The 13,554-nt window shown below is 42.1% G+C and carries 21 protein-coding genes and 1 pseudogene; 15 read left to right on the forward strand and 7 right to left on the reverse strand.

The features are described from left to right. The first annotated feature begins 61 nt into the window (after positions 1-61). On the forward strand, positions 62-808 hold the full coding sequence (locus tag Q7P33_RS11305; protein ID WP_303870407.1) for a thymidylate synthase: 747 nt from the start codon (positions 62-64) through the stop codon (positions 806-808). Between the two features lie 91 nt (positions 809-899). Here the strand turns inward: Q7P33_RS11305 and Q7P33_RS11310 are convergent, their stop codons facing one another. The 7 genes from Q7P33_RS11310 to Q7P33_RS11340 all read right to left on the reverse strand — a co-directional run bounded on the left by Q7P33_RS11310 (position 900) and on the right by Q7P33_RS11340 (position 6,812). After that, positions 900-1,169 carry a hypothetical protein gene (locus tag Q7P33_RS11310; RefSeq protein ID WP_303870409.1) on the reverse strand — a complete coding sequence of 90 codons (270 nt, stop codon included), beginning with the start codon at positions 1,167-1,169 and terminating at the stop codon, positions 900-902. 87 nt (positions 1,170-1,256) lie between these two features. Next, complete coding sequence (locus Q7P33_RS11315; RefSeq protein WP_303870410.1) at positions 1,257-3,167, reverse strand: recombinase family protein; 1,911 nt, start codon at positions 3,165-3,167, stop codon at positions 1,257-1,259. A gap of 11 nt (positions 3,168-3,178) precedes the next feature. Continuing rightward, positions 3,179-3,454, reverse strand: coding sequence for an ImmA/IrrE family metallo-endopeptidase (locus tag Q7P33_RS11320; RefSeq protein WP_303870411.1), 276 nt, complete (start codon positions 3,452-3,454; stop codon positions 3,179-3,181). 355 nt (positions 3,455-3,809) lie between these two features. Continuing rightward, positions 3,810-4,328: a hypothetical protein gene (locus Q7P33_RS11325; RefSeq protein WP_303870412.1), complete on the reverse strand. Its 519-nt coding sequence runs from the start codon at positions 4,326-4,328 to the stop codon at positions 3,810-3,812. Between the two features lie 166 nt (positions 4,329-4,494). Then, positions 4,495-5,571 (reverse strand): type I restriction endonuclease, encoded by a 1,077-nt coding sequence (locus Q7P33_RS11330; RefSeq protein WP_303870414.1) that lies wholly within the window; start codon positions 5,569-5,571, stop codon positions 4,495-4,497. A 45-nt stretch (positions 5,572-5,616) separates the two neighbouring features. Then, on the reverse strand, positions 5,617-6,327 hold the full coding sequence (locus Q7P33_RS11335; protein ID WP_303870416.1) for a hypothetical protein: 711 nt from the start codon (positions 6,325-6,327) through the stop codon (positions 5,617-5,619). Positions 6,328-6,410: 83 nt separating this feature from the next. Next, a complete protein-coding gene (locus Q7P33_RS11340) occupies positions 6,411-6,812 on the reverse strand; it encodes a helix-turn-helix domain-containing protein (protein ID WP_303870418.1) in 402 nt (133 codons plus the stop codon). 164 nt (positions 6,813-6,976) lie between these two features. Here Q7P33_RS11340 and Q7P33_RS11345 point away from each other — a divergent pair, with 164 nt between their 5' ends. The 14 genes and pseudogenes from Q7P33_RS11345 to Q7P33_RS11410 all read left to right on the forward strand — a co-directional run bounded on the left by Q7P33_RS11345 (position 6,977) and on the right by Q7P33_RS11410 (position 13,409). After that, complete coding sequence (locus tag Q7P33_RS11345; RefSeq protein ID WP_303870492.1) at positions 6,977-7,171, forward strand: helix-turn-helix transcriptional regulator; 195 nt, start codon at positions 6,977-6,979, stop codon at positions 7,169-7,171. A 55-nt stretch (positions 7,172-7,226) separates the two neighbouring features. Then, the gene (locus Q7P33_RS11350; RefSeq protein ID WP_303870420.1) at positions 7,227-7,976 is read left to right on the forward strand and encodes a phage regulatory protein/antirepressor Ant; all 750 of its coding nucleotides are present in this window, start codon (positions 7,227-7,229) and stop codon (positions 7,974-7,976) included. Between the two features lie 13 nt (positions 7,977-7,989). Continuing rightward, complete coding sequence (locus Q7P33_RS11355) at positions 7,990-8,148, forward strand: hypothetical protein (protein ID WP_303870421.1); 159 nt, start codon at positions 7,990-7,992, stop codon at positions 8,146-8,148. Positions 8,149-8,254: 106 nt separating this feature from the next. Then, a complete protein-coding gene (locus tag Q7P33_RS11360; RefSeq protein ID WP_303870423.1) occupies positions 8,255-8,413 on the forward strand; it encodes a hypothetical protein in 159 nt (52 codons plus the stop codon). A gap of 16 nt (positions 8,414-8,429) precedes the next feature. Further along, entirely contained in the window at positions 8,430-9,005 is a 576-nt protein-coding gene (locus Q7P33_RS11365; RefSeq protein ID WP_303870425.1) for a helix-turn-helix transcriptional regulator, read from the forward strand. After that, entirely contained in the window at positions 8,998-9,426 is a 429-nt protein-coding gene (locus Q7P33_RS11370) for a single-stranded DNA-binding protein (protein WP_303870427.1), read from the forward strand. The genes Q7P33_RS11365 and Q7P33_RS11370 overlap by 8 nt, the downstream gene beginning before the upstream one ends. A gap of 90 nt (positions 9,427-9,516) precedes the next feature. After that, complete coding sequence (locus Q7P33_RS11375; RefSeq protein WP_303870428.1) at positions 9,517-10,356, forward strand: hypothetical protein; 840 nt, start codon at positions 9,517-9,519, stop codon at positions 10,354-10,356. 54 nt (positions 10,357-10,410) lie between these two features. Continuing rightward, positions 10,411-10,689, forward strand: a pseudogene (locus Q7P33_RS11380) (HNH endonuclease); the annotation flags it as partial. Continuing rightward, positions 10,682-10,846, forward strand: coding sequence for a hypothetical protein (locus Q7P33_RS11385; protein ID WP_303870429.1), 165 nt, complete (start codon positions 10,682-10,684; stop codon positions 10,844-10,846). The pseudogene Q7P33_RS11380 and the gene Q7P33_RS11385, both read left to right, overlap by 8 nt. 34 nt (positions 10,847-10,880) lie before the next feature. Next, positions 10,881-11,081 (forward strand): hypothetical protein, encoded by a 201-nt coding sequence (locus Q7P33_RS11390; RefSeq protein WP_303870431.1) that lies wholly within the window; start codon positions 10,881-10,883, stop codon positions 11,079-11,081. 15 nt (positions 11,082-11,096) lie between these two features. After that, entirely contained in the window at positions 11,097-11,600 is a 504-nt protein-coding gene (locus tag Q7P33_RS11395) for a terminase small subunit (protein ID WP_303870433.1), read from the forward strand. Positions 11,601-11,704: 104 nt separating this feature from the next. After that, the gene (locus Q7P33_RS11400) at positions 11,705-12,697 is read left to right on the forward strand and encodes a DUF3383 family protein (RefSeq protein ID WP_303870435.1); all 993 of its coding nucleotides are present in this window, start codon (positions 11,705-11,707) and stop codon (positions 12,695-12,697) included. Between the two features lie 16 nt (positions 12,698-12,713). Then, the gene (locus Q7P33_RS11405; protein WP_303870436.1) at positions 12,714-13,115 is read left to right on the forward strand and encodes a hypothetical protein; all 402 of its coding nucleotides are present in this window, start codon (positions 12,714-12,716) and stop codon (positions 13,113-13,115) included. A 21-nt stretch (positions 13,116-13,136) separates the two neighbouring features. Next, entirely contained in the window at positions 13,137-13,409 is a 273-nt protein-coding gene (locus tag Q7P33_RS11410) for a hypothetical protein (RefSeq protein WP_303870438.1), read from the forward strand. The last annotated feature ends 145 nt before the right edge of the window (positions 13,410-13,554 follow it).

Genomic DNA, 13,554 nt, shown 5'->3' on the forward strand with positions numbered 1-13,554 from the left:
AACAGAAAGGAACTCGTGTCAGCAGTTTAAATCTTTACTGATTAGCTGATGCGATGTGAGAATGATGGTTACTTATATTCATGAAACCGAACTGCATAAAGGCATTGAGGCCGCTATGAAGGCATTGAATCATGCCGATATTGTCACCGGAAAGAATCAGGATCGAGAAGACAGCTTAAAAGAAATTCATTTACTGATGGACATTGACAGTGTGCAGGATATAAAAATTACCATGGCGATGCCAACTGGCCTGGAAACCCTAGTGGACTACGTCCTGGAAATTGTTGAAGGCACTAAGGATTTTGAAAAAGACATGTATGGTTACACCTACCATGATCTGTTTTCTAATAATATTGATTTTGTCATCAAAAAACTAAAAGAAGATCCGGGAACGAGACAAGCGACGCTCCATGTCGCCAATCAGGAGGCCGCCAAACTCGATCATCCACCTTGTTTGCAGCTCATTCATTATACGGTTAAAGATGGTAAATTAAATACCGACGTTGTATTTCGAAGCAATGATGGGGTTAAGGCAGTTGCTATGAATAGTTTTGCCCTGATTGAACTCTCTAGAATGATTGCCAAAGAAGCCGGGATCAACGAACTGGGTTCCTATACGCATCATGCACTGAGCTTTCACGCTTACAGCCGGGATTGGAAAGCGCTGGAAGGCTACTGCAAATCTTTTGATGACCGCGATTGCACCATCGATTATGAAGATTATCTGGAAGCCTATCAAGACTATGCGGATGAATGCCGAGAAAAAAGTACTGAACTGAAAAATGCCCAGGCAAAAAAGAATCATTAACACAGCTTTAAAAAAAAATAGCGAAACAGCCCTTAACTAGCAGTTGACTATTTAAGGGCTGTTTTAAGTGCAAAGAGACAGGTTTTATTTATCAGCGCCGATATTTTGATAGCTCGTATTGAACGCCGTTGGTCGTCACGGCCAAAAGCAATTCCAGAAACTGATCTGTCGGCAGGTCTTTGTCATTAGCATACCATTTGGCAATCATACTGAGCATTGCGGCGCTCTGGTATTCCATTAGATAGCTTACTTCCAGCAGTTCCTGGGGGGACAGGTCTTTATACATCGCCAACACTGTCGGGGTGAGTTTCTTTAAAACCTTTTGCCTGAAGTGGGGATCGCCATAACACCATGTAGACATAAAGTTCAAAATCATGTGTTTTATGCGATGCTGCTGGGATTTGTGATCCGATATGAAAATTTTTTAAAACCGGCAATTTAAATGATTTTAGCCCTTGATGTAATAACTAACCACTTTGCTGTTCTCTTTTTTGACAGGCACTATTTCGCCAAGATCAACCAGCGAGTGCAATGTCTTATAAACAGCATGGCTTGGATATCCGGTCGCACGAATAAAATCAACACCTTTTAATTTCCCGTGATCATCGATATACTTCAATATACGATCTTTATTCTCGTATTTACATATTTCTGCGGTTGTCGGCATTTTTTCCGCACCTGGATTCCATTCAAACCGGCTCGTCAATCCGTTGGTAAAAGTAATCTCGATAGGCAACCCGCCTTTGATAACTATTTTATCAATTAATACGTCTACTATTTGGCGCAAATTAACGGTTCCGGATGCTTCGACAAGCGAATCATAATTAAACGAACCACCTTTAAGCATGATGGTTTTTTTAAATAAAACCATCCCCGCCTTAAATGATAAGTCACTAAATCTGTCCGACGCCCCGGTCGCCTTAATCTCATTTATTTGGGCCGCTTCCAGTTCTTTTATTTTGCGGTCAAGGTCTGATTTCTTGATCATAAAGTCTTTTCCACTCATCGATTCCGGAGAAAACAAATAAAGCTCTTCCAGGCGTAAAATAGCTGTTTTGTATTTTTTCAATTCGTTTTCTATTTTATTAGTTATCTTTAGATTATGATTACTGATATCACCCTTTACTTTGTAAGGGATTTTATTTTTTTTATGCTCTAGAAGGTGGCTTGCGACTCGGTTTACAGTTTCATTCGAAATAGACTTAAGGTGCATAAATGGCCACCCGTCAATGAGAATATTTTTAATTGTGTTCTGTCGCATGTTTGGCTTTATTGTTTCGGACAGTCTAAGCACGTTTGAAATGTAATTAAACACAATCGGAACTAGTAAACCATCGCCGATACACCCTTTACATGGGTTCGTACTGCCATAGCCTGAACAAGAATAGGTTGCCGGGCGCAAACCATTTGACTTTTTTTTCGCTCCGGTGCTGGCATTGTACGGCCTTAAGCATTCGCCACAAATCAATTTTCTTGAAAAAATATTGACTTGTGTATTTTCCCGGTGGTACTGACTACTCCCATTTCGGTTTAATTTTAATAATCCCTGAACCCGGGCAAATTGTTCTTCATCAATGATGGCTGGGTGACTATTTTCTATAACGATCCACTCATTTTCTTTTTTCATTTTCCTTGAAGTATAGTCTCGATAATTGTACCGATAGGTGCCTTTATAAAAAGGATTCCTTAACATATTAATAACGGTGCTATGATCCCACTCGCCGCCACGCTTTGTTTTTACACCTTTATCGACAAGGCTTATTGCAACATCATTGGATGACCTGGTTTCCTCATACAGATCGAAGATATATCTTACGATTTCGGCTTCAGATTCATCAACGACAGGGAAATTGCATTTATTTTCAATTTTGTACCCCATCGGCGGCTGAGCTCCGTTATACAAACCTTTTGAGGCCCGATCGATCATGACTGACAAAACCCTTTCGGCAGTCATCTTTCTTTCCAGCTCTGCAAATATTAACGTTATTCTGAGCATAGCTTCGCCCATTGGAGAACTGGTATCGAACTGCTCATTTTTGGATATAAAGGCAGTATCGTATTTTTTAATTTCTTCATACATTTCGCAGAAATCAATTAGGTTTCGGCTGATCCGGTCAATCTTCCATACCAAGATGTGGGAGAACTCACGGTTTCGGACCCGGCCCATCATTTCCTGGTATTTCGGCCGATCGGTATTCTTGGCAGAAAAACCGGCATCTTCAAAGATCTCGTAGTCATTAATTCCCAAAACAAGATTGGCGTAATTTACAAGATCGCTTCGCTGCATTGGTAAGCTGTCCCTGTCAGCTTGCATGGCGGTAGATACCCGGATATATAAGGCTGCTTTTTTATCTGGCATTTTATCTCCCCTCACTGGTATTGGTAATGGTCGCACAGTTTCGCCCGGTTAAGCACCTGTTCAACAGGCATGCCGTATTTTTCCGCCAGATCCCACTCGTTCAAGCATTTTATATCTTTCTCAAACAAGTATGGTGGCATGGTAAAATAGAGCGCAAAAGCGTCGGCTGCAGCTTCATGCTTACCGATGGTTTCGACGCATGTCTTGTCACGGCCGTGAATAATTATATGGCCAAGTTCGTGGGCCAGAGCATACCGGCAATCGCTGGCTGTCTTAAATTTTGGCAAAATCAATTCGCATCGGAAAATGCACGGTTTGTTAATACCTTCGCAACAAGAGAGGGAAAAACCGCTATCTGCGATTATTTCCTCAATTGAATAAATGGGAACCGGCAGCGTCAAGATGGGATATTTGTTTAATGTTCTGATTGCATGTTTTTGTGTCATTTTATACAATGTTGAACCTCCGTTTATCAATGCATATTAAAAAAGAACGTGTGTTCTTTTTATTGTAGCAGATAAACGATAAGATTTGGGGATGAATAAGAGTAAATTATTGCTGAAAAATAATTGAAAGAGGGTGGGGAGAAGGATCTCCCCGGGTAAAATATGGTTATTGTTAGCAGATGTCAAAAATTTAAAATTATTTCAATCCGTATTGAGTTTTTACAGAAAGCGTACCATCCTGGAAGGATAGAATTACATTTGCGCCAAAATCTCCCTCGCCTTCAAAAGAGTATGTTTGGGTATAGTACGGTTCGCCCTTGGTTCCAACTTCTGATGATAGCGTTCCTGGTCCACCAACAATAGCAACCACCTCATCGTAAGTCATGCCATTTTGAATGGCTGTGAATTCAGCCATGTTCATCTTTGGAGAGTTATCCGGAGCCGTCACTGGTTTAGCATCTTGAACCGCCGAAGATGCAACTTCGGTTTGGGCTGAAGCCTGTGGAGTTGTTTTGGCTGCATTACCACCGCCAGTTATCCCTGCGAACCACATAAGCGAGTAGATTGCCAATATGATCGTTAAGAAAATTCTAAGACCAATCCCGCCCTTGCTATTCACCCACAAAAGAGTGAGCCCGGCCGGGGGAATAAAGATACAAGCCAAAACAACCACCCACGTTTTTTGCCACCAAGGCACTTTTACATTTTCATCCATTTTCTGTTACTCCTCCTAATTAGTTTAGTTAAAGTATATACTGATTGCTTAGTCTCTGTAAACCGATAGAACGTGTAAAATTTAGGCAAAATCATCATGATATATTAAAGTTCATCGAATGTTTGACATATGTAAATATTGAAACGTTAAATGGGGACGGTTTCACTTATCCAATCAAGTTATCTAGCCGTGCGACCAGCTGCTCAGTATAGGTGTATATATCATCTAACTTATCTAAAACTATCTTTTCGTTTGTCTCGCAATTGGGGATTATGATATACTTTGTATTTTCTTTTAAGTAAATCCGGCAGATCCATTTTGTTACCTTCCCATCGATGATAATTGAAAAATAGCTGGCCGTATCTTTATACCCGATCCGGTTTAAATCAATGGCATTATGAAGGATCGATTTAACGATGAAAAAGGTCTCTATTTCTTCATCAGTGGTTATGATATTCGACACGTTGGAGATTAGACTCGATTCATCAACTTCCTCAAACTGTTGAATGGCCTTTGGTTCAAATGATTCATCGCTTTTTAGCGCATTCTGGATCTTGTCGTTTACCAACTCGTTGATATATTGAGAAACCGATTTTTTAACTGTCGGCCGGTACTTTTCAACAGTGTTTTGTGTCTTCATGCCGTCATATACGCCCTGGGATAAAATGAAACGGATGAAATCGTCTGAAGGGTTTGCAAACTCATCTTTGAGTACCTTCTTTATTAATCCGAGATATTTTAATTCAGAGGCGGTGTCTAATATCATGCTGAGGTCAAAATTATCCTTGCAGAATTTCTTAAGTTCCACAACCTCGCTGTCGCTGATATCAAGCAAATTAATCTCAAAAAATGGCGAGCTGTCCATTTTGTTTTGCTCATCCAGGTCGCTGTAAAAACGATAAACCAAACCATTAGTTAGTATTGCAAACTTGGCTGCCGTAGTACCAAAGTAGCGGAACAGTTGGGAGTCGTGTTTTTCCAGCTGTTCATTGATCGATTTGGCTTCAATGAGTAAAGTAAGCTCACCGTTTAAAAGGATTGCATAATCCACTTTTTCGCCTTTTTTAATGCCAACATCGGCCGTGTATTCAGGTATAAATTCGGTCGGGTTAAATACATCATAACCCAGAATCTGGAAGAATGGCATTACTATCGAAGTTTTAGTTGCTTCTTCTGTCGCAATATTATCTTTCGTCTTTCTTACTCGCTCTATAAACTCTTTTAACTTCTCCTCAAAACTCATAGTTTCCTCCCGTAGATTTAGATTTTTAATTCAATTTGGCGTTTTCTATTGCGGTGGATCGCAATTTGAACAAGGCGTGAAGCCCTGGGATTTTGCTTTCTCCAAATCAATCAGGATCTTACTCTTGCTCAACGAAGAACATCCGTCAAGGTGATATTTTTTGCCGCTTTCAGTGATATAAACTACAGTCCCGGTTGATTCTGTTTCAGTGGCAGATTGCGCTTGCGATGCCGTTTCCGGTTGAGAATTGCCTGCCGTCGTCTGTTCAGGAACCGCTTTTTCAACGGCTGGTTGAGCCAACTCCACGGTTTTACTTTCAAGGGAGGCGACAGTATCTTCGGCAATAATAAGTGTCTTCAAGGCGTCGTAGGGAATAAGGCCCTTTTGGTCATTTGTTAACCCATCATAAGAAATTTTTGCAGATTTTATTATCTGTGTTTTTTCTAAAGTCGCCGCTTTAGGATCGCCTATTGCTTTTATTTTACTTTCTGTTTCCTGTGCTACAAGCTTGTTTTGCTCTGCGATCTTCACGGTGTTTTGACTGTTTGAATTACCTGAGATGCTACTTATCCCAACGCAGCTTGGTATCCAAATCAGCACAAAGAACACTGTGAATATTACAGATAGAAAAATTTTTAAGTTTTCTTTCAACTTTTTGTTATATTTCCACATCAGAAATATTCCAATCGGAGCAAAGAAAAAAAGCGCCAACCACATGACCCACTCTTTTTGGTAAAACTCTAAATTTTCATTCAAATTATTGCCTCCTTTAATTTTTGACATATGTCAAACTTTCAACAAAATTTGACAAAATAAAAAACAGACCTTAATAAAGCCTGTTAATTTTTCTCATTTTTCTCTCTCAATGCGCGGTTTGCTCTGATTGCAAAGAGAATATTTCTTTTTTCTTCGTCGGTCCAGTCTTCGAAGTCCAGGAACTCGGTTCGGAACTCCTCATCGTCAATGAGGGACTTCAATTCAGCGGTATAGTCGTGTTCGTCGTAAAGATCCTGGTTGACGTCACGGATCGGGGTGGGATCGTCGGTGCGGCCGAGAAGGTAGTCAGTGGATACATTAAAATAGTCTGCCAACCATAGTGTTTTTTCTTGATCTGGCTGTTTCCCAGTAGACTCATAGCCAGCGATAGTCGCACGGCTTAAACCCATCATGGTTGCAAGGTCTTGCTGGGTTAGTTGCTTTGAGTTTCTGAGTTGTTTCAATCTGCTTCCAAAATTTAACATATCGACCATCCTTTCAAGTGTATTATACACAAACATGTTTCTAAAAGTAACTAATGTTTCGATAAAAAACAAAATATTAAAATATGTGTTGACAATGTTCCGAAAAGAAACTATAATAACACCATAAACAGAAACGAACGAATTAAGGGGGTGAAATATTGAGAGTGAAACTAAGAGAGATTAGAACTTCAAAAGGGCTTACTCAACAAGAATTGGCTGACATGGTCGGGATTGATAGATCTTTCTATACCAACATTGAGCTTGGTGTAAAAACGCCGTCTTTGCAGGTTGCGATGAAAATTAAGAAAGCACTGGATTATTATGACGATGATATTTTTTTAAACAAAAATGTTGCGTAAAGAAACTTGATAAAAGTTTATGTTTACTAAAGAAACAAATATAGAAAGGATAACCATGAACGACTTAATTAACATCACAAACAAAGACGGAAAACTAACGGTAAGCAGCCGGGAGGTTGCGGAGAGATTTGAGAAACGGCACGACCATGTTTTAAGAGATGTAGAAGCGTTATTGGATCAAAACCCAAAATTGGGGGCTGACTACTTCATTGAATCCAGTTATAAAGCTGGAACTGGCAAATCTTACAAAGAATACCAACTCACCCGTGACGGCTTCTCGCTCCTGGCCATGGGCTTCACTGGTGCCAAAGCATTGGAGTGGAAACTCAAATTCATCGAAGCATTCAACAAAATGGAAGAATCCATAAAATCAGCGGCAATCCCGGAGGGCAAATACCTTCTCGCCCTGGCTGTTCTGGAATCCAATAAAGTAATTGAAGAACAGGATCACCAAATCAAAGAACTTATTCCCAAGGCGGTATTCGCTGACTCAGTCGCCGCCAGTAGCACGTCGATACTTATCGGTGAGTTGGCAAAGATTTTGAAGCAAAACGGCGTTGCCACCGGGCAAAACAGACTATTTGAATGGATGCGACAGAACGGCTACCTGATAAACCGTAAAGGAACTGATTACAGCATGCCAACACAAAGATCAATGGAGATGGGATTGTTTGAGATTAAGGAGACTTCTGTTTCGCACAGCGATGGCCATATTACGGTAAGCAAGACACCTAAGGTTACCGGAAAAGGACAGATCTATTTCATTAATAAGCTGAAGCCAGCGGTGGCATTGGTTGCAGAGTAGAAAGGAACGAATCATGAAACGAAAGCAAAAGAAAATCTGGGCATACCTTGATGGCGAAAAGCTGGTTGAAGTGATCCAGGCAGCTTTAGATAACAACATGACCGTGGATGAATGTAAAAAGACACTGATCAAAGAAAACCCGGGCCATGAAGTGACGTTTAAGGTGGTGTGATGAAAACAATCATCGATTTCGTCACAGAGCATACCGTGGTCGCAGACAAAGAGCTGCTGATGCGGTTCAGCTGCCCACATACCTACGGCCACGATCACGGTTACGCATGGGGAAGGCCGCCATACTGCAACGGCGGCCGACTGCGGAATGGGGAAGATGTCTGCAAGAAGTGCTGGGAGCGACCAGTCGGGGAACCGGCCGGGACTTAAGCGGGGAAGCAACTGCCAGAGAAGGGAAAGCGGTTTACATCAAAATTATAACCTGAAAGGAGAACCAATAGAATGAACGATAACTGCAAGAACGTCCTTAAAATGTTCAGACTTCGTTCCGGAATTAGCCAGGAAGAAGCGGCCAGTGCACTTAGCATATCGATTCATACCCTTTACAACTACGAAACTTACTCAAATTATTCACGAAAAAACATGCCACCCGAAGAGATTATCCTCGAAATGATGGATCTGTACATCACTGACCCAGATCCGACCCGTCGGAGAATGCGGCAGTTCCATATGGGGATCATGTATCTTTGTGAAACTAATCAGATTTTTAGTAGCATCTTCTGCGGCGTGAAGTCACGGAATCTATCGGAGGCATTTATCAATTACCAGATGGAGCTGGAAGATGTCCAGACCATGGAACAGCAGATACGGCGGGTCATCGTCGACGATCAGATTGAGGATCATGAAACTGATGTCGCCGGGGCCTTTCTGAAGGAATTGCTTGAGAGTACCTTTGCCAATGTTGAGTTTGCGGTATCGGCTATGTTTTCAAGAAAAATGCGTGATGGCATAACGGAATTTGAATTCGAAGTTTTCTCAGCAGCCATTGACGAAATGTGTGGTGAGTCCAATGAATAAGGTCATTCTCGTAGGTCGCCTAACTCGCGATCCTGACGTCAAAAACACCACAGCAGGAAGGGCGGTGGCCAGTTTTACGCTGGCAGTCGATCGCCGGTTTAAAAATAAGGATGGCCAGAAGGAAGCTGACTTTGTCCCAATTGTGGCATGGGGGAAACAGGCAGAATTTGTCGGGCAGTATTTATCAAAAGGTAGCCAGATCGGGGTATCCGGGAGATTGCAAGTCAGGAGCTATGATGCCCAGGATGGTCAGCGTCGGTATGTGACGGAGGTTGTGGCAGACGAGATCACATTTTTAAGTAGTAAGAAAGACGGTAACAATAACGCCAATGCTCAGCAATCAAGCGAAAGTTCGAGCATGTCGGCAATGGACGAAGATTTCCACCTCATGGCGGATGATGACGATACAGTGCCGTTTTAACAGCTTTTTATAAATATTATATAAAGAGACCAGTATTCTATAATTCAGCGGAAGGGCGGGGTCGCAAGGCCCCGTAATGGTAAAACATGAATGGCTGATAGACGAATGTTCGCAAAAACGATAATTGATAGCGACGCCTTCCTGGACATGCCAGTTAGCTCGCAAGTTTTATATTTTCACTTATCAATGCGAGCTGATGATGAAGGCTTCATAAATAGCCCAAAGAAGATCCAGCGTATGGTTGGATGTAATGATGATGATATGAAGTTGCTGATAGCGAAAAGTTTTGTGATCTTATTTGAAACAGGGATCATTGTTATTAAGCACTGGAAAATACATAACTATATTCGAAAAGACAGAATCAATGAAACGATTTATAAAGAGGAAAAATCTGCATTGTTTGAGAAAAGTAATGGTGCCTATACCTTGCAAAATCCTGATGAAATAGAGCTTGCAGCACCTTGTCAACCAAGTGTCAACCATATGTCAGTCACATGTCAACCAAATGTCGGCATAGGTAAGGATAGGTTAGGTAAGGATAGGTTAGGTAAGGATAGGTTAGGTAAGGATAATATACTGCACGGAGCTGACGAGCCAGCTCCCGAGCCGGAACCAGAACCAATAGTAATTATTGCATTGCCATTAGTTGATAAAACTGAGTACGTAATTACAGAGAAACAGGTTAACAACTGGCATGAGTTATATCCGGCGGTTGATGTACTACAAGAGCTTAGAAAAATGAGGGGCTGGCTTGAAGCAAATTCAAAGCGTGGCAAAACAAGAAATGGAATACTTCGGTTTATTACAGGCTGGTTGGCAAAAGAGCAGGACAAAGGCGGGATCTACCGAAATAAAAGCGGAGCCAACGACAATGACACCAACAACCCGTTTCTAAAAATGGCAATGGAAGGAGTATTTGATGACGAGTAAAGAAGCGAACAACATTCTGGCGATTCTAAAACCAATGGCCATTGTGCATATTGCGGGATTGAGATAGAAACAGCAGATATGCAAGTAGATCATGTTTTCCCGATAAACAGAGGTGGTTTGGATGAAAAAGAAAATATGATGCCAGCCTGTCGGTCTTGCAATCATTATAAGTCGACGTATGGCATCGAAGAATTCCGGGAAGAGATCGGTTTGTGGCATGAACGGTTGATGCGAGACAGCGTGACATATAAAAACGCTGTGAGATTCGGGGTTGTGACCCCAACACCGCGGAAAGTAGAGTTTTATTTTGAGAGGTGTGAAGTGAATGATTAAAACATTGTGGTACCGAGCTCACGTTGAGGGTGTCGGTTGGTCTGATTGGATCGCGGAAGAAGTAGACACGTCGGCAATAAGTGAAGCATTTGAAAAAATAGGCAACAATATCAAAGAAGCGGGAGAAGCGATCGCCAAAGCATTGGAAAACGATTGAAGCGCATCAATGGAACGGTGATATAACGGAGAAAATGCCGGAATGGTTGTATGATGCGATCATGGAAGGTGATAAGTTTGTCATGAAAGGGCGAGGGCTTTTCATGAGAACTGGGGAAGAAGCTGAGGGCGATGTATTTATTGATGACGGTACTTATATCATCAAAGAGGGCGACGGCGATATTTCAACCAGAAACCGTTGTATTTTTGAGAGTGAGTGGTATTTGTTGAAGTAGGAAGGAGGTGGCATTTTGACAGAAAAACAGAAACGATTTGCGGACGAGTATTTGATTGATCTTAATGCCACCAGAGCTTATAAAGCGGCTTATCCTAATGTGAAGAAGGACGAAACGGCTAGGGTTAACGGTAGCAGGATGCTAACAAATGCTAACGTTAAATCATATATCGACAAAAAGATTGAAGAAATCCAATCAGACAAAACGGCCGATGCTCAAGAAGTGATGGAATATCTTACATCGGTTATGCGCCGGGAGAAGAGCGAATTTATTGTGGTTACTTGCAAAGAGCGAGTGAGCGATTACGACGAAAACGGCAAGAAACGAATCATCGAAAAAGAAATGCCTGAGGTCGTTGAGATACCCGCCAAACTATCTGACGCCAATAAAGCTGCTGAACTTCTTGGCAAGCGATATCGCCTATACCGTCAATCACAGTCTTTATTACGAGCTTCAAGATATCAATGCGGTAGTAGCGGACATCGGAGCAGTCGGAGATCGGTCCATCCCGATTGTTGATCATTATGAATACCGATATGGATTCGATGCGATTATCCGGAACACGACAGAAGCGTCTCGAATTATTGAGACGATGGAAGAAATAAATATAACAGGAGGAATAAATGAGTAGATTAAATGACTTTAAATCGTCCATCAAGCTCAGCACTGCAGCAGAAGTGCGAAAAGGGTTTGGTGGTATTTTATTGTTTGAGACCGATACGGATCACCCGTACACAACCTACAAAGATTTACCGGCAGTGCTGCTTGATTTTGCCATCACGACGGATACTTATAAGATGGCTGCCCGGATCTTTAACCAGGAATTAAGCCCATCTGGTATTTCGATTGTCGGCGATGCGACAGCGACACCGGCAGAAATTACGGCTAAGCTGGACACGCTGATTAATAAAAACTGGTACGGCCTTGTTTGCACAGATAATGCCACAGCGACCATCACGGCACTAGATGCCTGGGTTGATGATCAGGAGAAGGTTTATGTGGTGACGACCCAAGCGTTGACGGATATCGGGGTGCCGACATCAAAGAGAACCTTTATCGGTTTTCACCATGTAGCAGACGCCTATGTGATGGAGGGGCTATTATCAATTATGTTAACCAATCCTATTGGCAGCGCAACGGCTAAGTTTAAAAAGGTGCTGGGTGTTACTGAAGCAACGATCACCGATGCTCAACTTGCTACACTACGGGCCGATTACGGCGTAACCTACATTGAAGAATTGGGGAACCTTGAAACAACCGGGTCACAGACAGCGTCAGGCGAGTATTTTGATGTTGTTTTAAGTGAAGACTGGATTAACTACAACATGGAAAAAGAAATGCACGATTTGGCCGTTAAGACACAAAAAATCGGTTATTCCGGCGATGGCATTGCGTCTTTAGTTGGGGTTGCGACAAATGTTCTAAACAAGGCGGCGCTTCAGGGTATCATCCTGATTGAAAACAACGTGCCTCAGTTTGTGATCACTTATGTTAATCGGGCTGATGTTCCACAAGCTGATCGAGCGGAGCGGAAATACAACGGAATCAAATGGTTCGCTTACTTGGCTGGTGCAATTGAAGGTGCCGATCCTATTAGCGGCGAGTTGATCGCTTAAGAAGGGAGAATGAAAAATGGCAGAAGCAAAAGTTTATAGCGGGAAAAACACCCATTTCGTTGCTGATGGCCGGATTGCGACAGGTCTGGCAGAAGGTGACGCCATCGAGTGTGGGCCCAACGCAGACGCATTTACCGAAACTGTCGGAATGATGGGCGATGTCGAGTGGTCGGATACAAATAACTTTACTGGATATTTTAAGATCAAATTACAACAGACCTCGCCGACGTGTGCGCTATATGAAAAATGGGCCAGAGAAGGAACGATCGTTCCGGTTCAACTTATTGATTTAAACACTGGCGGTATTAATGCGAGTTGTACTCAGGCGAGAGTTAAAAAGACGGCGGTAAAAAAATACGGGCCGAAATCAACAGAGCGTGAATACGAATTCGCAGCAGCAGATTACACAACTAAATAATACAAATAAGGAGAAATAAAGATGGCTTTAACAGCAAAAGAAACGATAAATGGTCAAGAATATACATTCCAAAAGGTTCCACCCCGGGAGTGGCTAAAAATTCAGTACAGAACAACTGATAGAAACGGGAAACGAATCCCGCATGATTTTTACGACGAAATCTTTAAACATGTTGTGGTTAGCCCACAAGTGAGCATGGACGAATTTGATGAGTATGAAGAGGTAGAAGCGGTGATGGATGCCGCTATAAACTTTCAACAGTTCGCCAACGGAAAATCCCCCTCAATACTATGAGGATTTAGCCAGAGAAGGCTGGTTTATCTGGCGCCTGGTGTTTGAAGGTGGCATGGCTTATGGAGATGTTTCGAATATGGATATTGAAGATCTCTTAGAAGCAAATGCGGCCTTAGATTATTATCAGCAGCTTCTGGAAGAAAGC

It is taken from the genome of Acetobacterium wieringae (genome assembly GCF_026646375.1).
Lineage (GTDB): Bacteria > Bacillota > Clostridia > Eubacteriales > Eubacteriaceae > Acetobacterium > Acetobacterium wieringae_A.